At 69.8% G+C, this 20,316-nt stretch carries 18 protein-coding genes, 1 rRNA gene, 1 pseudogene and 1 riboswitch; of the genes and pseudogenes, 15 read left to right on the top strand and 5 right to left on the bottom strand.

The features are described from left to right. Positions 1–10 precede the first annotated feature (10 nt). From rrf to ORI94_RS15325, 11 genes are all read left to right on the top strand, one after another. Positions 11–127, top strand: a 5S ribosomal RNA gene (rrf, locus tag ORI94_RS15375). Between the two features lie 109 nt (positions 128–236). Further along, positions 237–845: a CDP-alcohol phosphatidyltransferase family protein gene (locus tag ORI94_RS15370; RefSeq protein ID WP_266075571.1), complete on the top strand. Its 609-nt coding sequence runs from the start codon at positions 237–239 to the stop codon at positions 843–845. A 114-nt stretch (positions 846–959) separates the two neighbouring features. Continuing rightward, positions 960–3,455: a mannose-1-phosphate guanyltransferase gene (locus ORI94_RS15365; RefSeq protein ID WP_266075569.1), complete on the top strand. Its 2,496-nt coding sequence runs from the start codon at positions 960–962 to the stop codon at positions 3,453–3,455. A gap of 178 nt (positions 3,456–3,633) precedes the next feature. Continuing rightward, positions 3,634–4,482 (top strand): DUF881 domain-containing protein, encoded by an 849-nt coding sequence (locus ORI94_RS15360; protein WP_266075533.1) that lies wholly within the window; start codon positions 3,634–3,636, stop codon positions 4,480–4,482. Beyond that, complete coding sequence (locus ORI94_RS15355) at positions 4,479–4,811, top strand: small basic family protein (RefSeq protein WP_030808725.1); 333 nt, start codon at positions 4,479–4,481, stop codon at positions 4,809–4,811. The genes ORI94_RS15360 and ORI94_RS15355 overlap by 4 nt, the downstream gene beginning before the upstream one ends. Before the next feature lie 71 nt (positions 4,812–4,882). Then, entirely contained in the window at positions 4,883–5,833 is a 951-nt protein-coding gene (locus ORI94_RS15350) for a DUF881 domain-containing protein (protein WP_266075567.1), read from the top strand. 61 nt (positions 5,834–5,894) lie between these two features. Then, positions 5,895–6,842, top strand: a complete 948-nt coding sequence (locus ORI94_RS15345) for an FHA domain-containing protein (RefSeq protein WP_266075529.1) — start codon at positions 5,895–5,897, stop codon at positions 6,840–6,842. Positions 6,843–6,888: 46 nt separating this feature from the next. Continuing rightward, a complete protein-coding gene (locus ORI94_RS15340; RefSeq protein WP_266075527.1) occupies positions 6,889–7,632 on the top strand; it encodes a MerR family transcriptional regulator in 744 nt (247 codons plus the stop codon). Positions 7,633–7,715: 83 nt separating this feature from the next. Next, on the top strand, positions 7,716–8,189 hold the full coding sequence (locus ORI94_RS15335) for a bifunctional nuclease family protein (protein ID WP_266075525.1): 474 nt from the start codon (positions 7,716–7,718) through the stop codon (positions 8,187–8,189). Between the two features lie 217 nt (positions 8,190–8,406). Beyond that, entirely contained in the window at positions 8,407–9,093 is a 687-nt protein-coding gene (locus ORI94_RS15330) for a MerR family transcriptional regulator (RefSeq protein ID WP_266075523.1), read from the top strand. Between the two features lie 107 nt (positions 9,094–9,200). Next, positions 9,201–10,700 carry a DNA polymerase IV gene (locus tag ORI94_RS15325; protein ID WP_266075521.1) on the top strand — a complete coding sequence of 500 codons (1,500 nt, stop codon included), beginning with the start codon at positions 9,201–9,203 and terminating at the stop codon, positions 10,698–10,700. A gap of 107 nt (positions 10,701–10,807) precedes the next feature. Here ORI94_RS15325 and ORI94_RS15320 read toward each other — a convergent pair whose 3' ends face one another. After that, complete coding sequence (locus tag ORI94_RS15320) at positions 10,808–11,182, bottom strand: PRC-barrel domain-containing protein (protein WP_266075519.1); 375 nt, start codon at positions 11,180–11,182, stop codon at positions 10,808–10,810. Between the two features lie 120 nt (positions 11,183–11,302). After that, positions 11,303–11,399: riboswitch (glycine riboswitch) on the top strand. Positions 11,400–11,569: 170 nt separating this feature from the next. Here ORI94_RS15320 and gcvP point away from each other — a divergent pair. Further along, positions 11,570–14,455 carry an aminomethyl-transferring glycine dehydrogenase gene (gene gcvP / locus ORI94_RS15315; RefSeq protein WP_266075517.1) on the top strand — a complete coding sequence of 962 codons (2,886 nt, stop codon included), beginning with the start codon at positions 11,570–11,572 and terminating at the stop codon, positions 14,453–14,455. Positions 14,456–14,606: 151 nt separating this feature from the next. Here the strand turns inward: gcvP and ORI94_RS15310 are convergent, their stop codons facing one another. Continuing rightward, positions 14,607–15,002 carry a TOBE domain-containing protein gene (locus ORI94_RS15310; protein ID WP_266075515.1) on the bottom strand — a complete coding sequence of 132 codons (396 nt, stop codon included), beginning with the start codon at positions 15,000–15,002 and terminating at the stop codon, positions 14,607–14,609. A gap of 144 nt (positions 15,003–15,146) precedes the next feature. Here ORI94_RS15310 and ORI94_RS15305 point away from each other — a divergent pair. After that, positions 15,147–15,257, top strand: a pseudogene (locus ORI94_RS15305) (carbohydrate ABC transporter permease); the annotation flags it as partial. Positions 15,258–15,432: 175 nt separating this feature from the next. Here the strand turns inward: ORI94_RS15305 and ORI94_RS15300 are convergent. Continuing rightward, entirely contained in the window at positions 15,433–15,639 is a 207-nt protein-coding gene (locus tag ORI94_RS15300) for a DUF5999 family protein (protein ID WP_266075513.1), read from the bottom strand. Between the two features lie 399 nt (positions 15,640–16,038). Then, the gene (locus tag ORI94_RS15295; RefSeq protein WP_266075511.1) at positions 16,039–16,623 is read right to left on the bottom strand and encodes a hypothetical protein; all 585 of its coding nucleotides are present in this window, start codon (positions 16,621–16,623) and stop codon (positions 16,039–16,041) included. Positions 16,624–17,178: 555 nt separating this feature from the next. Here ORI94_RS15295 and ORI94_RS15290 point away from each other — a divergent pair. Together ORI94_RS15290 and ORI94_RS15285 are read left to right on the top strand one after the other, a co-directional pair. Then, positions 17,179–18,696: a glutamate-cysteine ligase family protein gene (locus ORI94_RS15290; RefSeq protein ID WP_266075509.1), complete on the top strand. Its 1,518-nt coding sequence runs from the start codon at positions 17,179–17,181 to the stop codon at positions 18,694–18,696. Between the two features lie 330 nt (positions 18,697–19,026). Further along, positions 19,027–19,827 (top strand): CPBP family intramembrane glutamic endopeptidase, encoded by an 801-nt coding sequence (locus ORI94_RS15285; RefSeq protein ID WP_266075507.1) that lies wholly within the window; start codon positions 19,027–19,029, stop codon positions 19,825–19,827. A gap of 62 nt (positions 19,828–19,889) precedes the next feature. Here ORI94_RS15285 and ORI94_RS15280 read toward each other — a convergent pair. Further along, positions 19,890–20,316, bottom strand: a 427-nt coding sequence (locus ORI94_RS15280; RefSeq protein WP_266075505.1) for a PhzF family phenazine biosynthesis protein, incomplete at its 5' end; no start/stop codon positions are given.

The raw sequence follows: 20,316 nt of genomic DNA, 5'->3' as shown, positions 1-20,316 counted from the left end.
TTCATAGTGTTTCGGTGGTCATAGCGTAGGGGAAACGCCCGGTTACATTCCGAACCCGGAAGCTAAGCCTTACAGCGCCGATGGTACTGCAGGGGGGACCCTGTGGGAGAGTAGGACGCCGCCGAACTCCTTTTAGAGCTCTGGCTCTTGGGCACGCAGCCCGAGAGCCAGAGCTTTTTTGTTTTGAGGTAAGGTCAGTGAGCATCATCGGCACGTTTCCCACAGGAGGTCCCCGGGTGGAGGTCCAGGAGACTCGCGTTCAGACGGACCGTGTCCTCACCATCCCGAACATCCTCAGCATGGCGCGACTTCTCGGTGTCCCCCTCTTCCTGTGGCTGATCCTCAGGCCGGAGTTCGGCGGGCCGAAGAGTGACGGCTGGGCGCTCCTGGTGCTGGCCCTGAGCGGTGTCAGTGATTATCTGGACGGCAAGCTCGCGCGGCGATGGAACCAGATCAGCAGCCTCGGCCGGCTCCTGGATCCCGCGGCGGACCGGCTCTACATTCTTTCGACCCTCCTCGGGCTCACCTGGCGCGAGATTCTCCCGGTTTGGTTGACGGCCGTACTACTGGCCCGTGAGCTGGTTCTGCTGGTGATGGTGGGCATCCTCCGGCGTCACGGCTATCCGCCGCCGCAGGTGAACTTCCTTGGGAAGGCTGCCACCTTCAACCTGATGTACGCCTTCCCGTTGCTCCTGCTCAGTGACGGGAGCGGTTGGATCTCGTCACTCGCTGCTATTTTCGGATGGGCGTTCGCCGGATGGGGTACAACGCTCTATTGGTGGGCAGGAGTCCTCTACGTGGTGCAGGTCCGCCGCCTGGTTCGTGCGGACGCCATGGCCGGTTGACCTCGCTGAGTGGCACGCGCAACGTCGCGCGATGGCCCGCAGTGGAAAAATGCGGGACAATCTTGGCGGGGGAAGTCGGCCAGACCGTCATCTCATGAGGAGGACGCTTCCGACATGAAGGCCGTCGTGATGGCCGGGGGTGAAGGCACGCGCCTTCGTCCCATGACCTCAAGCATGCCCAAACCGCTCCTGCCGGTAGTCAACCAGCCGATCATGGAGCACGTTCTGCGGCTGCTCAAAAGGCACGGGCTCAACGAAACCGTTGTGACCGTCCAGTTCCTTGCTTCGCTCGTCAAGAACTATTTCGGTGACGGCGAAGAGCTCGGAATGGAGCTCACCTATGCCAATGAGGAGAAGCCACTCGGTACCGCAGGAAGCGTCAAGAACGCCGAGGATGCACTGAAGGACGATGCCTTTCTCGTCATCTCCGGTGACGCGCTGACGGATTTCGATCTCACCGAGCTGATCAATTTCCACAAGGAGAAGGGTGCGCTGGTCACGGTCTGTCTGACCCGGGTACCCAATCCGCTGGAATTCGGTATCACCATCGTGGACGAGGAAGGCAAGGTCGAGCGTTTCCTGGAGAAGCCGACCTGGGGTCAGGTCTTCTCCGACACGGTGAACACCGGTATCTACGTCATGGAGCCCGAGGTCTTCGACTATGTCGAGGCCGATGTGCCCGTCGACTGGTCCGGAGACGTCTTCCCCCAGCTGATGAAGGAAGGCAAGCCCATCTACGGCTTCATCGCCGAGGGCTACTGGGAGGATGTCGGCACGCACGAGAGTTATGTGAAGGCTCAGGCAGACGTCCTGGAGCGCAAGGTCGACGTCGACATCGACGGCTTCGAGATCTCACCGGGCGTATGGGTCGCGGAGGGAGCCGAAGTGCATCCCGACGCCGTGCTGCGTGGGCCGCTCTACATCGGCGACTACGCCAAGGTCGAAGCCGGCGCCGAGATTCGCGAGCACACGGTCCTGGGCTCCAATGTCGTCGTGAAGAGCGGGGCCTTCCTGCACAAGGCCGTCGTGCACGACAACGTGTACGTCGGGCCGCACAGCAACCTGCGGGGGTGTGTGCTCGGCAGGAACACCGACGTCATGCGCGCGGCGCGGATCGAGGACGGCGCCGTCATCGGCGACGAGTGCCTGATCGGCGAGGAGTCGATTGTCCAGGGCAACGTACGGGTGTACCCGTTCAAGACGATCGAGGCGGGCGCGTTCGTCAACACCTCGGTCATCTGGGAGTCCAGAGGACAGGCGCACCTCTTCGGCGCCCGTGGGGTGTCGGGAATCCTGAACGTCGAGATCACGCCGGAACTCGCCGTTCGGCTGGCCGGCGCCTACGCGACGACGCTGAAGAAGGGATCGACGGTCACCACGGCCCGGGACCATTCCCGTGGTGCCCGTGCCCTGAAGCGTGCGGTGATCTCCGCGCTGCAGGCCAGCGCCATCGACGTACGGGATCTGGAGAACGTGCCGCTGCCCGTGGCCCGGCAGCAGACCGCGCGGGGCAGCGCGGGCGGCATCATGATCCGGACAACCCTGGGCGTGCCGGACTCCGTTGACATCATGTTCTTCGACGGCCAGGGCGCCGACCTCTCACAGGGCAGCCAGCGCAAACTGGACCGGGTGTTCGCGCGGCAGGAGTACCGGCGCGCGTTCCCGGGCGAGATCGGTGACCTGCACTTCCCGGCGAGCGTCTTCGACTCGTACACCGGCTCGCTGCTGCGGAACGTCGACATCACGGGAATCGCGGAGTCCGGGCTGAAGGTGGTCGTGGACGCGTCGAACGGCAGCGCGGGGCTCGTGCTGCCGAGCCTGCTCGGCAAGCTCGGAGTGGACTCGCTGACCATCAACCCGGGGCTCGACGAGTCCAGGCCGACCGAGACGGCGGAGGTCCGGCGGTCGGGGCTGGTGCGGCTCGGTGAGATGGTGGCGTCCTCCGGTGCCGCGTTCGGTGTGCGGTTCGACCCGGTCGGCGAACGGCTCTCGCTTGTCGACGAGAAGGGGAGGATCATCGAGGACGACCGGGCACTGCTCGTCCTGCTCGACCTCATCGCGGCCGAGCGGCGCAGCGGCCGGGTCGCGCTTCCGGTGACCACCACCAGGATCGCCGAGCAGGTGGCGGCCTACCACGGCACCCAGGTGGAATGGACAACCACCTCGCCCGACGACCTCACCCGCGTCGGCGGTGAGGAGGGCACGATCTTCGGCGGTGACGGCAAGGGCGGCTTCATCGTTCCGGAGTTCAGCAGGGTCTACGACGGCACAGCGGCCTTCGTCCGGCTCATCGGCCTGGTGGCGAGGACGCAGCTCACGCTCAGCCAGATCGATGCGCGTATCCCGCGTGCGCACGTGCTCAAGCGCGACCTGGCCACCCCGTGGGCGGTCAAGGGGCTCGTGATGCGGCGGGTCGTCGAGGAGGCCGGTGACCGTTTCGTGGACACCACCGACGGTGTGCGCGTGGTGGAGGCCGACGGCCGCTGGGTGATGGTGCTGCCCGACCCGGCCGAGGCGGTCACCCACCTGTGGGCCGAGGGCCCCGACGACGCCTCTGCCCAGGCTCTGCTCGACGAGTGGGCATCGGTCGTGGACAGCGCCGGACAGTAGCCAAGACCTCCGAACGAGCCGCACACGTGTGTGCCGGACAGGAGCCCCCACGGGGCCTGTCCGGCACACCGGTAGGCCCGTTCGGAGGCAACGCCCGCGGCATGCGACGATGTGCGGCATGCCGCAGCAACCCCCCGTTCGGAGCACCCCCCGGCGGCTACCGCGTCCGGACGCGTCCATGTCGTTGATCACCAACGTGATGGACCACAGCCTCGACGAGGGATACGCCGAGGCTGCCGCGCGGAAGCAGGCCGCCGGCGGCGGAGGTATGCCGAAGACCCTCAGGGCGGAACTGGGGCTGGCCGGCGGTCTGGTGCTCGCGGCCCTGGTGGTGACCGTCGGGGCCGCGCAGGCCAGAGTGGAGGCTCCCGTCGTCGCCAAGGAGCGCGAGGAGCTGATCGAGAGGATCGACCGGGAGACCGAGGCAGCGGACAAGCTCGAGGACGGCATCGACACCCTGCGCGCCGACGTGAGCGCACGGCAGCGCGAGGCGCTCAGACAGAGCGGCGGGAGCGACCGCACCGACCTGGTGGGCATCCTGGCGGGCGCCGTCGCGGTGCACGGCCCCGGCGTGAAGCTCGTGGTCGACGACGCCAAGGACACGAGCGCCGGAGGGGACGGCGACGCCCGGTCGACCACCGGGTTCTCCGACACCGGGCGGGTCCGCGACCGGGACATGCAGCGGGTGGTCAACGGCCTGTGGGAGTCCGGAGCCGAGGCGATCTCCGTCAACGGGCAGCGGCTGACCGCTCTTTCTGCGATCAGGGCCGCGGGGGACGCGATACTGGTCGACAACAGGCCGCTGGTACCGCCGTACACCGTCTTCGCCGTGGGGGACGGCCCGGAGCTGAGCAGCCGGTTCCAGAACAGCTCGGACGGGCTGTACCTGCATGCCCTGCAGGAGAACTACGGCATCCGTACCGCTCTCTCGGTGGAGGACGACCTCCGGCTGCCCGCCGCGCCGAGTGTGATCGTACGAACCGCGCAACCGACAACCGAGACTGCACCTGAGAAAGGCACATCGTGATCGCCGTACTGGGCCTCGTCGTGGGAGTCGTGGCCGGCCTGTTGGTCCGGCCCGAGGTTCCGGCGGTCGTCGAGCCGTACCTGCCGATCGCCGTCGTGGCGGCGCTCGACGCCGTCTTCGGCGGGCTGCGGGCCATGCTCGACGGCATCTTCGACGACAAGGTCTTCGTGGTGTCGTTCCTGTCGAACGTGGTCGTCGCCGCGCTGATCGTCTTCCTCGGCGACGAGTTGGGCGTGGGTGCCCAACTGTCCACGGGCGTGGTGGTCGTCCTCGGTATCCGGATCTTCTCCAACGCCGCGGCGATCCGTCGGCACGTGTTCCGGGCGTGAGACCGATGAGCGAGCAGAACCACGAGCCCGAGCACCTCCGTCAGCCCGAGCGCCCCCGTCAGGACGACAGGATGACGCCCGAGCCGCAGACCGGACCGCGCGCGGCCCCCGGAGCTCACCGGGCGCCCCGGCCCCACCCCGCCCCGGTGCCGCGCCCTGCTCCCGCACCGCGTCCCGCTGCGGCAGCCGGCGGGGGGTTCCGTAAGGAACTGCCCGACGAGGTGCCCGCGCGCGCGAACGTGTCCGCGGAGTCCGCGTCCATGGAGGGGGAGACGCCGCCGGACCGGCCCGCACCCGGTCTGTCCGGACGGCAGCGGCTGGTGAACAGCCTGTGGCCGCCTCGGATCACCCGGGCCCAACTCATCGTCGCCCTGCTGCTGTTCGGCCTGGGCTTCGGCCTGGCCGTCCAGGTGGCCTCGAACAGCGACGGCGACAGTGCCCTGCGTGGTGCCCGGCAGGAAGATCTCGTCCGCATCCTCGATGAACTCGACGACCGGACAGAGCGTCTTGAGGAGGAGAAGCAGGGACTCGAGCAGCAGCGCGACGAGCTCGAGAACAGCTCGGACCAGGCCGAGGAGGCTCGTCGGCAGACGCTGGAGAGGGAACGCCAACTCGGCATTCTGGCGGGCACGGTGGCCGCACAGGGCCCCGGCATCACACTGGTCGTCGAGGACCCGAGGGGGATGGTCGAGTCGAACATGCTGCTCGATGCGGTCCAGGAGCTGCGCGCGGCCGGCGCCGAGGCCATTCAGGTGAACGGCATACGGGTCGTGGCGGGCACCTACCTGTCGGATTCCGGTGACGGAGTGAGCGTCGACGGGAACAAGATCACTGCGCCCTATCGTTTCAAGGTCATCGGCAAGCCGCAGGACCTCGAGCCGGCGCTCAACATCCCTGGAGGAGTGGTGCAGACTCTCGAGAAGGAACAGGCCACCGCCTTGGTGGAGAGGTCGACCAAGATCGTCGTGGATGCCTTGCGACCGGCGAAGCAGCCTGGCTACGCTCGGTCGTCCTCGCAGTGAACCGGGGGTGCATGGAGGGCGACCGGCAAGAGCAGGAGGTTGCGGGGGGTCGGCGCACCGAATGGGTGGTGCGTGGTGGAAACTGTCTGGTGGTTACGGACGTTGTGAGGATGTCCGGGTCGGCCAGTGTGTTCAGTCAGGGTTCGTCCTGCCCCACGGGCGGGTCTGTTTCGGTCAAGGGGAATCGCCCGTGAAGTTGTTTGGGAAGTTGTTCGGCAAGAGCGCGCGAGAAGGCCGCGACAACGCGACTGCTCGCCATCGCGCACAGCCCGACGCGGAGACGTCGCGTCCGCTGTACCGGGATCAGCTCGGTGATCCCGGCGAGAACGTGGCGGGAGGCCAGGGCGCGTCGTCGGTTGACCCTGCGCAGTCGAGCGGCATAGGTTTCGGGCAACCGTCAACCTCAGGTACGGGTGGAGGGTTTTCCGCCCCGTACGCGTCCCAGGCCCCCGGTGGGCAGGAGGATCCGTCCATGTCGGCCTTGGTGTGTACGAGGTGCGGTAACCGCAACGCGGAGAACAGCCGATTCTGTTCGAACTGCGGCGCCCCGCTCAGGCCCGGAGTCGTCCCGGAGCGTCCCTCCGAGACGACGTCCACCATCTCCATCTCCGGTCTCGAGGCGTACGACGCCGAGGTCACCGGCCAGACGCAGGTCCCGGCGCTCTCCCCGGAGGCGCAGGCCGCCGTCGACGCGCTGCCGATGGGTTCCGCGCTCCTGGTCGTGCGCCGCGGGCCGAACTCGGGCAGCCGTTTCCTGCTGGACGGTGATTTGACCACGGCCGGCCGCCACCCGCAGAGCGACATCTTCCTGGACGACGTGACGGTTTCCCGCCGGCACGTGGAGTTCCGCCGTGGCCAGGACGGTTCCTTCACGGTGGCCGACGTGGGCAGCCTGAACGGCACGTACGTCAACCGTGAGCGGATCGACCAGGTCGGTCTGTCGAACGGCGACGAGGTGCAGATCGGCAAGTACCGGCTGGTCTTCTATGCGAGCCAGCGGGGCTACTGACCCTTCCCGGACTCCGTCCGGGGCACCCTGACCCCAGGGAAGGTCCATGCTTCACACACCGAGCGGCGGTGCCGGACACGGTACCGCCGCCGCGGAAACTGGACTGATGAGCATCGGCACGGTGCTGAACGTGCTGCGCGAGGAATTCCCCGAAGTCACCATCTCCAAGATCCGTTTCCTGGAGTCGGAGGGACTCATCGAGCCGCAGCGGAGCCCCTCGGGGTACCGCAAGTTCAGCGCCGGGGACGTGGAGCGCCTCGGCCATGTCCTGAGGATGCAGCGGGACCACTACCTGCCGCTCAAGGTGATCCGCGAGCACCTGGACGCCATGGAGCGCGGCGAGGCCGCCCCGCTTCCGGCGCTGTCCCGGCAGCGTGAGGGGGAACCCGGCCCCGAGCCGCTTGCCGACCCACCCGCCACAGCGGCCCGGATCGGGCGGGCGCAGCTGCTGGCGGCGGCCGGCGTCGACCAGCGTCAGCTCGCGGAGTGGGAGTCGTACGGGCTGCTCGCGCCGGTCGAGGACGAGGTGTACGACGCCGAGGCGGTCACCGTCGCCGGCCTCATCACCGAACTGGGGCGGTTCGGGATCGAGCCGCGGCATCTGAGAGCGATGAAGGCCGCCGCCGACCGGGAGGCCGGGCTGGTCGACCAGGTCGTCGCCCCGCTCAAGCGCCACCGCAACCCGCAGACCAGGGCGCACGCGCAGGCGCGCACGAAGGAGCTCGCCGGTCTCACGGCGAAGCTCCACGCCGCCCTGGTCGGCTCGGCGCTCGGGGTGCGGCTGCCCTGAGGGCGAGGGCGCGGAGGCCCGGATCGGCCGCCCGATCCGGGCCCGACTACCCAAACGTCCCGGGCACGGCCTAGGGTTGCTGTGTGAACGAGCTCGATGTCGTAGGTGTCCGGGTCGAAATGCCCTCGAACCAACCGATCGTGCTGCTGCGTGAAGTGGGAGGCGACCGGTACCTCCCCATTTGGATCGGACCGGGGGAGGCGACGGCCATCGCCTTCGCCCAGCAGGGCATGACTCCCGCGCGCCCGCTGACCCACGACCTCTTCAAGGACGTGCTGGAAGCCGTCGGCCAGGAGCTCACGGAAGTACGCATCACGGACCTGCGCGAAGGGGTCTTCTACGCGGAGCTGGTCTTCGCCAGCGGTGTCGAGGTGAGCGCCCGGCCGTCCGACGCCATAGCGCTGGCACTGCGCACCGGTACGCCGATCTACGGCAGCGACACGGTGCTCGACGACGCGGGGATCGCCATCCCGGACGAGCAGGAGGACGAGGTGGAGAAGTTCCGCGAGTTCCTCGACCAGATCTCGCCGGAGGATTTCGGCTCCAGCAGCCAGTGAGGGGTGCCGGTCGTTCCGCCGGAACCCCGTCCGGGACCTGGTGCGTGAGAGCCTTGCCAGGCCCGTGCGGAGGGCATTCGGCTAGCCTTTCCCCGCGGTGGGGCACGGGAAACCACTCTTAGGGTGATTATCACTCGGCGTGCCGAGTGTGGCGATCGTTGACGCACCCTTGGTGACTGCCTACCGTCGAGGAGGCAGGTCAAGGACGGAGGTCGGCGTGAGAAGCACCGGCGACGGTACGGCTGGGGGTGCCCCCGGACATGGTCTCGGGGTGAGCGGTCCGTACCCTCCCCCAGGCTCTCAGCTCCGCGCGAGCGGGGCCTATGCCCATCACGGCAGCCCGGCCGATCCTGCTCCGCAGCGACCGGCGGCCGTGCCGAGCAGCGGAGGGGCGGCGACGTCCATGGCGTCCGAGGAGATCGGCTACCGCGGCCCCACGGCCTGCGCGGCCGCCGGCATCACCTACCGGCAACTGGACTACTGGGCTCGCACGGCACTGGTCGAGCCGAGTGTGCGGCCCGCCCATGGTTCGGGGACCCAGCGGCTGTACAGCTTTCGGGACGTTGTCGTCCTGAAGATCGTCAAGCGGTTCCTGGACACCGGTGTCTCGCTGCAGAACATCCGGACCACCGTCCGGCACCTGCGGGAGGGGGGCTTCCACGACCTGGAGCGCATGACGCTGATGAGTGACGGCGCCACGGTCTACGAATGCTCCACGCCCGACGAGGTCCATGCCCTGCTCCAGGGCGGCCAGGGAATCTTCGGGATCGCCGTGGGTGTGGTGTGGCGGGACGTCGAGAGCGCGCTGTCACAGCTGCACGGGGAGCGCGTCGACACCGGAGAGACCCTGATCGGCCCCAATCCGGCGGACGAGCTGGCAAGACGGCGCAACCGCGCCGTATGAACCGCCGCGTCGCACGGGTGGCCGGCCCCGCCGGGCTGCCCGGGCGGTGGGGACGGCCGGCGGCGCGGGGTGGGGCGTTGTCAGTGGAGTAGGGCAGCATCGGAGATGTGAGATCCGCGCCCACCGTCCTGCACCTCGACATGGACGCCTTCTTCGCCTCGGTGGAGCAGGCGTCCAAGCCGAGCCTGCGTGGGAAGGCCGTGGTCGTGGGCGGGCTCGGGCCGCGCGGTGTGGTCGCCACCGCCTCGTACGAGGCCCGGATCTTCGGTGTCCATTCCGCACTGCCCATGGCACAGGCGCGGCGGCTCGCGCCGAACGCGGCGTATCTGGTGCCCCGCTTCGCGTTCTACCGGTCGATCAGCGACCAGGTGATGGCACTGCTGCGGGCGCTGTCACCGTTGGTGGAGCCGCTGAGCCTCGACGAGGCGTTCGTGGATCTGGAAGCCGGCGGGGCGGCCTGGGACGAGCGGTCCGCGCGCCTCGCCGGGGCGAGGCTGCGCGCGGACATCCGGGCGGTCACGGGACTCACCGGATCGGTGGGGCTGGCGGCCTCCAAGATGTTGGCGAAGATCGCCTCGGAGCAGGCCAAGCCGGACGGCCTGGTGCTGATCGAGCCGGGGACCGAGCGGGCCCTGCTGGCGCCGCTGCCGGTCCGGACTCTGCCGGGTGTCGGGCCGGCCACCGGTGACCACCTGCGGCGTGCCGGGATCCACACGGTCGGGGAACTCGCCGAGGCGGGGGAGGACGAGCTGGTACGCCTGCTCGGCAAGGCACACGGACACGCCCTGCACGCCATGTCCCTGGCGCGGGACGAGCGATCCGTGGTGGCCGAGCGGGAGACGAAGTCGGTCTCGGTCGAGGACACCTACGACGTGGACATCCACGACCGGGTGAGGGTCGGGGTGGAGGTGCGGCGCCTCGCCGACCGCTGTGTGCGCCGACTGAGGGCGGCGGGACTGTCGGGCCGGACCATCGTGCTGAAGGTGCGCCGGTACGACTTCTCGACGCTCACCCGCTCCGAGACCCTGCGAGGGCCCACGGACGATCCCGCGGTGGTGCGCGAGGCCGCGGCGCGGCTGCTGGACTCGGTCGACACGACGGGCGGCGTGCGACTGCTGGGTGTCGGGGTCAGCGGGCTCGCGGACTACACGCAGGAGGACCTGTTCGCGCAGGCGGCGGGGGAGCGGGAGAAGGAGGTGCCGGACGAGGCGGCGAAGGAGGCCGCCTCCTCGGAGGAACAGCAGCGGGCGGACGCCGAGCGGCGCTGGCCGGCCGGGCACGACGTACGGCACAGTGAGTACGGCCATGGGTGGGTCCAGGGCAGCGGCCTGGGGCGGGTCACCGTGCGGTTCGAGACCCCCGGGTCGACGCCGGGGCGGGTGCGGACCTTCCGGACCGGGGACCCGGCCCTGCAGCCCGCGGATCCGCTGCCGTTGGTGGAGCGGAGATCCGGGGCCGGCAGGGAGAACGCGGACGGCCCGAGCGGCAAAGACGGTCGGGACGGTGAGGGCAGCCAGGGCGGCCGGGAGGCCCGGGGCAGCCAAGAGGCAGCGGCTGGTGCGACGGCGACGGCGGGTGCCTCGGATCCAGGGCCCGCGGGAGGGTAGGCCACAGGACTGGCTGCCCCGGACGTGGAACGGGGACGAGGAACGTGCGGGCCGTGCCCCGCAGAGACCGGACGGCGGTACAGCGACGGCACGCGGGGGCCTGGGCGTCAGGCGGAGTCGTCGCTGCCGGCGAGTTTGCCGAAGTCGTGGTCCGGGAGTGGGGGAGGGGCGGCGATGTCCAGGCCGTAGTGGTGGTAGAGCTGGAGTTCCTGCTCCGGGGAGAGATGGCGGCCCACGCCGAAGTCGGGGGCGTCCTTGATCAGGGAGCGTTCGAAGGGGATGTGGAGGACGCCGTCGATCAGTTCGCTCGGCTCCAGAGGAACGAAGGCGTCCCTGCTGAACAGGCCGGTGCGTATCGCCGCCCACTCCGGCACTCCGGTGGCGTCGTCGAGATAGACCTCGTCGATCGTGCCGATCCGGGTGCCGTTGCGGTCGAATGCCTTGCGGCCGATCAGGTTGCGCGGATCGATGTCGGTCTGCACGGGCCCTCCACTGGTCGCAATTGCGCACACCACTCGTCAGCACTACAAAACGGCACAATCGGTCCGGCGGCCACTCGAACGTCCGGGTCTTGCCCTCGCTGGTACGCTGGCAGCGGCTGCTGACCCCGTGCGGGAGAGTCCTCCAGGAACCATCGGAGGGCGCCGAAGGAGCAAATCCTCCCCGGAATCTCTCAGGCCCACGTACCGCATGGACGAGGTCACTCTGGAAAGCAGAGCGGGTGTCCACGGCTTCCGCTCTCACCGACGGTGAAAGCCGGCCGCCCGGGCGGCCGGTGAAGCTCTCAGGTTGAGATGACAGAGGGGGAGGCCGTCCGGGCACCCGTCATGGTGCCCCTCGAAGGTCGTCAGACCAGGAGGCCTCCACACATGACCGTCCATCGCATTTCCCTCTCCGAACTCGAACAGGGAACGCCCTTCGAGCAGCGTCACATCGGCCCCGACCACGAGGCCCGCGCCAAGATGCTCGCGCAGGTCGGCTACGGCTCGCTCGACGAGCTGACGGCCGCCGCGGTCCCGGATGTGATCAAGAACGCTGACGCGCTGGACCTGCCGGGCGCCCGGACCGAGCCCGAAACGCTGGCCGAACTGCGATCGCTGGCCGACCGCAACGAGGTGCTCGGCTCCATGATCGGGCTGGGGTACTACGGGACCTTCACGCCGCCCGTCATCCTTCGGAACGTGATGGAGAACCCCGCCTGGTACACGGCGTACACGCCGTACCAGCCGGAGATCTCGCAGGGACGGCTCGAGGCGCTGCTGAACTTCCAGACCATGGTCGCCGAACTCACCGGCCTGCCGACCTCCGGTGCCTCCCTGCTCGACGAGGGCACCGCGGCCGCCGAGGCGATGGCGTTGTCGCGCCGCATGGGCAAGAACAAGAACGGCCTGTTCCTGGTGGACGCGGACGCGCTGCCGCAGACCGTCGCCGTCATCGGGACCCGGGCCGAGCCGGCCGGCGTCGAGGTCGTTGTCGCCGACCTGAGCGAGGGCATCCCCGCCGAGGTGGCCGGGCGCGAGATCAACGGCGTGCTGATCCAGTACCCGGGCGCCTCCGGTGCCGTACGCGACATCAAGCCGGTGATCGACCAGGCGCACGAGCTGGGCGCGCTCGTCACCGTGGCCGCCGACCTGCTCGCCCTCACGCTGCTGACGTCCCCCGGCGAACTCGGCGCGGACATCGCGGTCGGCACGACGCAGCGCTTCGGAGTGCCGATGGGCTTCGGCGGACCGCACGCCGGATACATGGCCGTACAGGAGAAGATGGCGCGCAGTCTGCCCGGCCGCCTCGTCGGCGTCTCCGTCGACGCGGACGGACACAAGGCCTACCGGCTCGCCCTCCAGACCCGTGAACAGCACATCCGCCGTGAGAAGGCCACCAGCAACATCTGTACCGCCCAGGTGCTGCTCGCCGTCATGGCCGGCATGTACGCCGTGTACCACGGTCCCGAGGGACTGCGGACCATCGCGTGGCGCACCCACCGCTACGCGACGGTCCTCGCCGGAGGACTGCGGGCCGGCGGCGTGGAGATCGTTCACGGCGCCTACTTCGACACGCTGACCGTACGGGTCCCCGGGCGGGCCGCCGAGGTCGTGGCCGCCGCCCGGGACAACGGGGTCAACCTGCGCCTCGTCGACGCCGACCTCGTCTCGATCGCCTGCGACGAGACCACCACGCGCGACCGGCTCGCCGCCGTGTGGAGCGCCTTCGGTGTCGAGGGTGACGTCGAGTCCCTGGACGCGGCCGCGCGCAACACCCTCCCGGACGCCCTGCTGCGCACCGACGAGTACCTGGCGCACCCCGTCTTCCACCAGCACCGCTCCGAGACCGCGATGCTGCGTTACCTGCGCAGGCTCGCCGACCGCGACTACGCGCTGGACCGCGGCATGATCCCGCTGGGCTCCTGCACCATGAAGCTCAACGCGACCGCGGAGATGGAGCCCGTCACCTGGCCCGAGTTCGGGCAGTTGCACCCCTTCGCTCCGGCCGGGCAGGCCCGGGGCTACCTCACCCTCATCCACGAGCTGGAGGACCGGCTCGCGGAGGTCACCGGCTACGACAGGGTGAGCCTCCAGCCCAACGCGGGCTCCCAGGGCGAACTGGCGGGGCTGCTCGCGGTACGCGGCTACCACCGGGCCAACGGCGACGAGCAGCGCACCGTCTGTCTCATCCCGTCCTCCGCCCACGGAACCAACGCCGCCAGTGCCGTCATGGCCGGCATGAAGGTCGTCGTCGTGAGGACCGCCGAGGACGGCGAGATCGACGTCGAGGACCTGCGCGCGAAGATCGAGCGGTACCGCGACGAGCTGTCGGTGCTGATGATCACCTACCCCTCCACGCACGGTGTGTTCGAGGAACATGTCGCCGACATCTGCGCGGCCGTGCACGAGGCCGGCGGCCAGGTGTACGTGGACGGCGCGAACCTCAACGCGCTGGTCGGGCTGGCCAAGCCCGGACACTTCGGCGGGGACGTCTCGCACCTGAACCTGCACAAGACCTTCTGCATCCCGCACGGCGGCGGCGGTCCCGGCGTCGGCCCGGTCGGCGTGCGGGCGCACCTGGCGCCGTACCTGCCCAACCACCCGCTGCAGCCCGAGGCCGGGCCGGAGACCGGGATCGGACCCATCTCGGCGGCGCCGTGGGGTTCCGCGGGCATCCTGCCCATCTCGTGGGCGTACGTCCGGCTGATGGGCGGCGAGGGGCTCAAGCGGGCCACCCAGGTGGCGGTACTCAGCGCCAACTACATCGCCAAGCGCCTCGAGCCGCACTATCCGGTGCTGTACACCGGTCCCGGCGGGCTGGTCGCGCACGAGTGCATCATCGACCTGCGCCCCCTGACCAAGGCGACCGGCGTGAGCGTGGACGACGTGGCGAAGCGGCTGATCGACTACGGCTTCCACGCGCCGACGATGTCGTTCCCGGTGGCCGGGACGCTGATGATCGAGCCGACCGAGTCCGAGGACCTGGCCGAACTCGACCGGTTCTGCGAGACGATGATCGCGATTCGCGCGGAGATCGAGAAGGTGGGCTCCGGTGAGTGGCCCGCGGACGACAACCCCCTGCGCAACGCCCCGCACACCGCCGCCGCGCTCGGCGGGGAGTGGGAGCACGCGTACAGCCGTCAGGAAGCCGTCTTCCCGACCGGAGTGAGCGCCACCGACAAGTACTGGCCGCCGGTCCGCCGGGTCGACCAGGCCTTCGGCGACCGCAACCTGGTGTGCTCCTGCCCGCCGCTGGACGCGTACGAGGACTGACCCGGCGGGAGAACCTCCTGCCGGGGAGCGGAAGGGCCCCGCTTCGGCCGGATGGCCGGGCGGGGCCCTTCGCCGTACCTCCCGTACGTACCTTCCACCTGCCCTGTGGAACCGGGCCGGAGCCTGGGCGGGCCGGGACCGCTTCCGCGTGTCAGACGCGGTCGATATGAACGTTCGTCGACTTCACTCGTGCTGTGGCCTCCATGCCGACCTCCAGCCCGAGTTCCTCGACGGCCTCGCGGGTCAGCAGCGAGACCAGTCGGTGCGGGCCCGCCTGGATCTCGACCTGAGCGGCCACGTCGCCGAGCTTGATCGCGGTGACGATGCCGGGAAAGGCGTTGCGCGTCGAGGTGTACGGCGTGCCCTCCTCGGTCGCGCCGGCCTTCGCGAGATCGACAGAGAACGCCGCCAGGTCCCGTCCGTCGATGAGCCGCCGTCCGCCTTCGTCGCGGTGGGTGATGACCCGGCCCGCGTCCGCCCAGCGGCGGGCGGTGTCCGGACTGACGCCGAGCAGCCGAGCCGCCTGGCCGATCGTGTAGGACTGCATGCCGATCACGATAGGGCGGGTGGTGGAACCGGAGGGCGCGGGGGTGACGAGGGGAAGCGGCCCCGGTGCCCTCCGGTCGCCGGGTTCGTCGGATCCGGTCGTAAGGTTCGCTGAACAATGCGGAAGTTTCGCACATCGGACACCGTGCGGGTCTTCGCCCGTCTGCTCCTGGCCGTGGCTCCCGCGCTCGCCTTCCACCCGGTCGCCGAGCGGCAGCTCGTCGGCGGCTTGACCGCGGGTGCGACCAAGGGGTGACGCACGCACGGGCGGGGCGTCACCCCGTGTGACGAACCCTGGACACGCGTCGGGGCCGGTTCGCGGAAGTTCCCGCGGTCCGGCCCCCCGGTGTTCCGCGGGCGGGTCCTGCTCCGCCCGGAAGAACCGGGTCCTGTGGTGAAAGCGGCAGGCGACGCCTTCACCACAGGACCCACTAGGCGGTGGTCATCGCCCGGACGGCGCCCCGGGGTCGCTGCGGGGCGATGCAGCTGCCGTCGGGCAGGAGCTCGCCGGTGTCCTCGAAGAGCACGACACCGTTGCACAGCAGGCTCCAGCCCTGCTCCGGATGGTGCGCCACGAGACGGGCGGACTCCCGGTCGGCGGAATCGGCTGAGGGGCACGGTGACTGGTGCTGGCACATGGATGGGATCTTTCGCTCTGGCATGACCTGTGGACTGGCTGTCGGTTCAGTTCCGCGGCGTGAAGCTTCGTTCATGGCCGCCCCCCGTGGTGATAGGCCCGTCGGGACGGGCCGGTCGGAAACAAGTGTTGCCCTTCGGAGCGCGATCCGCAGGAACTTCGCGGCACCGCCCCTCACAGGTTGATGACGCGTCACCCGGGCGGACGGTTCAGTTCGACGGGGCTGTCACTTCGGATGGTTCGGCGTAGCCGGATAAGGCTAGTCCGGTCCGCGGTCCTGGTTGCTGCGGGTGCGGTGAGGCATGTCGGCCTTCCTCGTGGCATGCACGCACCCCGCCGCCGGTGGTCCGGCGGCGGGGCACGCGAGAGCGTTCGCGCGAGGCGGGAGATGCGGCAGGTGTCAGGCGGGTGAGCCGAGCAGCCGGTCGGGGGTGACCCGATGGGTCAGCACCGGGAGCAGTTCGGAGGCCCGGTGCGGCCGGTGGGCCGCGATGCCCGGCGGCGCCGGGGCGAGGGGGACGAGCAGGTCGGTGGCGGCCGGATGGCCGGTGGCACCGTCCGCGGTGCGGTCGCCGTGCAGCCAGAGAGCCAGCATGTAGAGGCCGGGCACCGACAGCAGCCGGGGCTGGTACGGCTGCGGCAGGGCCTCGGCCTGGCGCAGGGCCAGTTCGGTGGAGGTGATGTAAGGGCCTTCGAAGAAGCGGGAGAAGGCCCAACCGTCGGGGGTGAGCACGGTGTCCGCCGCGGCCACCGCCCGGTCGCCGCAGCGGATCAGGAAGCGCCAGCCGGCCAGCCGCGTCGCGGACACGCCCTCGGCGGTGATCCGGTCCAGGACGTGCACGGGCAGCGGCAGTTCTGGCGAAGCGGGCCCCTCGGCACCGAGGAGGGAGGGAGTTCGGGCCTCGCTGACCGCGGTGGGGGAGGAGAGTGCGGTCAGGACGGAACGCAGTGCGGGCGCGGGGGCCGGGGGGACATGCAGGGGCATGGTGGGTCGCCTCTCATTCGAAGGCACGGTGGCACGAGGGCAGGGCGGACGGCGCTGTCAGCTCGCGAAGGTCGGAAGGCAGGGACCGGGGGCTGAGTACGAGAGGTGGGGGTGAGGAGTGCCGCACGTCACCTCGTCGGCTGGATCACTCGACCGTGGGCGCCAACCTTCTGCCTTGTCCATGGAGTTTATACGACGCGTGTTCGGACCATGTTTCGGCTAGCCGTTTTCGAACCGCGAAACAAGGGTACTTTTGGACGGCGAAACGGGGGAATCATCCCGATTCCCGACCGGGGATACGGCGATGACCTCGACAAATGACCGCGCAGCGGTAGGCCTATTGTCGTCGGCGTTTTTCACGAGTTCGCCGTCGCCTTGTAACGTGCACCGTCGGCCATGCCGCGTGAATGTGCCACTGGTTACCCTCGACCAGGGTAGCGGCCTGCAGAGCGGTTCGGGGCGTTATCGATCGCATCCGCTGGGCATCCTCCTCTGTGGACCAGAACCCCGGCGGCCGATCACCGGACCGTCCACCCGAGAAGGAGGAACGCTTCGATGGGGGAGAAGGTGGTGGCAGGCGGGTTCGACCTGTCCGATCGCCAGCGCTACCGCGACAAGCTCCGCAGGTGTCTGACGGGCTTGGAACGACTCCTGGCGGAGAAGCGGTTCGACCGCCCCAGGAACCTGATGGGGCTGGAGATCGAATTGAATCTGACGGGCGCCGACGGCATGCCCAAAATGTTGAACGGGCAAGTCCTGGAACGGATTGCGAGCCGCGACTTCCAGACGGAACTCGCCATGTTCAACCTGGAAGTCAACATTGCTCCACATCGTTTGGACGGCCGGGTATTCGACCGGCTCGCCGAGGAACTGCGCACCTCCCTCGCGTACGCGGACCGGAAAGCCGCCGAGGTGGACGCCGGAATCGTGATGATCGGCATTCTGCCGACGCTGGACCGCGACGACCTGGTCTCCTCGAACCTCTCCGCCGTCGATCGCTACACCCTGCTCAACGACCAGATCGTGGCCGCCCGCGGGGAGGACTTCACCCTCGACATCGAGGGGGTGGAACATCTCAGCTGCACCTCCAAGTCCATCGCGCCGGAGGCCGCCTGCACCTCGGTCCAACTGCACCTCCAGGTCACTCCGGCCCGCTTCGCCGACGTGTGGAACGCGGCCCAGGCGGTCGCCGCCGCCCAGATCGCCGTCGGTGCCAATTCGCCCTTCCTGTTCGGACGTGAGCTGTGGCGCGAGTCCCGGCCGCCGCTGTTCCAGCAGTCCACCGACACCCGTCCGCCCGAGCTCCAGGCACAGGGAGTGCGGCCGCGCACCTGGTTCGGCGAGCGCTGGGTCGACTCGGCGCTCGACCTCTTCGAGGAGAACCTGCGCTACTACCCGGCACTCCTGCCGATCTGCGACGACGAGGATCCGCTCGACGCGCTGGACCGGGGCACCACCCCCTCGCTCGCGGAACTCGTCCTGCACAACGGCACGGTCTACCGCTGGAACCGCCCGGTCTACGACGTGGCCGACGGCGTGCCCCACCTGCGGGTGGAGAACCGGGTCCTGCCCGCCGGACCCACCGTCGTCGACGTGGTCGCCAACGCGGCGTTCTACTACGGTCTGGTCCGCGCCCTCGCCGAGGACAGCCGCCCCGTGTGGACCCGGCTGCCCTTCGAGGCCGCCGCCGCCAACTTCGACGCCGCCTGCCGGCACGGCATCGACGCCCGCTTCACCTGGCCCCGGCGCGGGCGCTACGGGGGTACGGCCGAGGTCGACGCGGTCACCCTCGTACGCGAGGAACTGCTGCCGCTGGCCGAGGCGGGACTGGAGGCATGGGGCATCGAACGCGCGGACCGGGACCTGTATCTCGGCGTGATCGAGGAGCGCTGCCGGCGCCGGCAGAACGGGGCGAGCTGGCAGTCAGCGACCTTCCACCGGGCGCTGGACGCAGGCCTGTCCCGGGAGGCGGCACTGGCGGCCACCACCCGGCGCTACCGTGAGCTGATGCTACGGGGCGACCCCGTGCACAGCTGGCCCGTGGGGCTCCCGGAGCCGGTGCCCGCGGGCTGAGGGGTCCTTTCCCTGTGCCCGACCGGGTCGCGCGGCCCGGCACCGGGCCCCGCCGCGTTGCCGAAAAGCCCTGGTGGCCCCGCTACGAGGGCTCTTTGGCGCCCTGCGGCGCAGGGCACCGCACCACGTGGCCCGACCGGACGCCCATAGGGAAAGGGCCCCTGAGTCCAAAGCGGGCGGGGCTCGAGGCGGGCGGGTCCAGAGCGGTGGGAAGGACCGCCGGCCGCGGGGCCCCGCTCACGGGGCCGGCGGCTGAGGGCCGCCCGCCGGGCGCTCCACCGGTGCCTTCATACTGAACCGGTCGGACAGCTCGGTGATGTGGAGGCAGGTGTGCAGGCGGAGCCGGGGCCGGAGGCCGGTGCGTACCCTCAGCGACGGCTCACGCGCAAGACGCTCCGCGACGAGACGCTGCTCGTACTCGCGGTGTCGCTCGGCGCGAGCGCGGTGTCCGCGCTGATCAGTTTCGTCGGCTCGGTCACCCGCCCGGGCGGCCTGAAGGACCAGGCGGCCACCCTCAACGGCTCGGCGGCACCGGGACGCCCCTGGCTCGACCTGGCCTGGCAGCTCTTCGGGATCACCAGCGCGCTCGTCCCCGTCGCGCTCGTCGCCCACTTCCTGATCCGCGAGGGCGCGGGACTGCGCACCCTCGGCTTCGACCGCACCCGGCCCTGGTCCGACCTCGGCCGCGGGGCGGCGGTCGCGGCGGCCATCGGCAGCAGCGGCATCGCCTTCTACCTGGCCATGCGCGGCCTCGGCTTCAACCTCACCGTGGTGCCCGAGGCGCTGCCCGAGGTGTGGTGGAAGTTCCCCGTGCTGATCCTCTCGGCGATGCAGAACTCGATCCTCGAAGAGGTCGTCGTCCTCGCCTATCTGCTGCGTCGGCTCGAGCAGCTGGGCTGGTCACCGGGCGCCGCGATGGCGGCCAGTTCGGTACTGCGCGGCTCGTACCACCTCTACCAGGGCATCGGAGGGTTCATCGGCAACATGGTGATGGGCGTGGTGTTCGTCCACCTCTACCGCCGCTGGGGCCGGGTGGGGCCCCTGGTGGTCGCGCACACGCTGCTCGACATCGGGGCGTTCGTGGGGTACGCGCTGCTCGCGGGCAAGGTGGACTGGCTGCCTACGGCGTGAGCGGTTCGGTGAAGGGGGCGTGCGGTGGTGCCGTACGCCCCCGCCGACGTACCGGGCCCGGTTCAGTCCGAGGGTCCGCCGCCCGCGATCCTGCCGTCCGGCAGGGCGGCGCTCAGCAGCTCGCCTTCGATGACGGTCACCGCCCGTCCGCCCAGCAGGGTGCGCTCGCCGCGCAGTTCCGTACGGACGCGGCCCGGGCGGGGTGAGGCCTGCAGGCCGGTGAGAGCGGTGCGGCCCAGGCGCTCGGACCAGTAGGGGGCCAGCGCGGTGTGAGCGCTGCCGGTGACGGGATCCTCGTCGATACCGACGTTCGGAAAGAAACACCGGGAGACGAAGTCGTAGCCCAGGGAGGGGTCCTCCGCGCGGGCGGTGGCGATGACGCCGCGCGCGGTGCGGGCGCCGAGGGTTCTGAGGTCGGGCCGCAGGGCGTGGACCGTCCGCGGGTCGGCGCCCTCGAGCAGCAGGTCCCCCACGAGCGGCCCGGTGGCG

The organism is Streptomyces sp. NEAU-W12, from assembly GCF_026242095.1.
GTDB lineage: Bacteria > Actinomycetota > Actinomycetes > Streptomycetales > Streptomycetaceae > Streptomyces.
This window is presented reverse-complemented; position numbering and strand designations above follow the sequence as displayed.

Excerpts from the sequence above, each read along its gene's own strand:
- ORI94_RS15365 (WP_266075569.1), top strand. The coding sequence starts at position 960 with ATGAAGGCCGTCGTGATGGCCGGGGGTGAAGGCACGCGCCTTCGTCCC.
- ORI94_RS15360 (WP_266075533.1), top strand. The coding sequence starts at position 3,634 with ATGTCGTTGATCACCAACGTGATGGACCACAGCCTCGACGAGGGATAC.
- ORI94_RS15350 (WP_266075567.1), top strand. The coding sequence starts at position 4,883 with ATGACGCCCGAGCCGCAGACCGGACCGCGCGCGGCCCCCGGAGCTCAC.
- ORI94_RS15345 (WP_266075529.1), top strand. The coding sequence starts at position 5,895 with ATGGGTGGTGCGTGGTGGAAACTGTCTGGTGGTTACGGACGTTGTGAG.
- ORI94_RS15340 (WP_266075527.1), top strand. The coding sequence starts at position 6,889 with ATGCTTCACACACCGAGCGGCGGTGCCGGACACGGTACCGCCGCCGCG.
- gcvP (WP_266075517.1), top strand. The coding sequence starts at position 11,570 with ATGACCGTCCATCGCATTTCCCTCTCCGAACTCGAACAGGGAACGCCC.
- ORI94_RS15310 (WP_266075515.1), bottom strand. The coding sequence starts at position 15,002 with ATGCAGTCCTACACGATCGGCCAGGCGGCTCGGCTGCTCGGCGTCAGT.
- ORI94_RS15300 (WP_266075513.1), bottom strand. The coding sequence starts at position 15,639 with ATGTGCCAGCACCAGTCACCGTGCCCCTCAGCCGATTCCGCCGACCGG.
- ORI94_RS15295 (WP_266075511.1), bottom strand. The coding sequence starts at position 16,623 with ATGCCCCTGCATGTCCCCCCGGCCCCCGCGCCCGCACTGCGTTCCGTC.
- ORI94_RS15290 (WP_266075509.1), top strand. The coding sequence starts at position 17,179 with ATGGGGGAGAAGGTGGTGGCAGGCGGGTTCGACCTGTCCGATCGCCAG.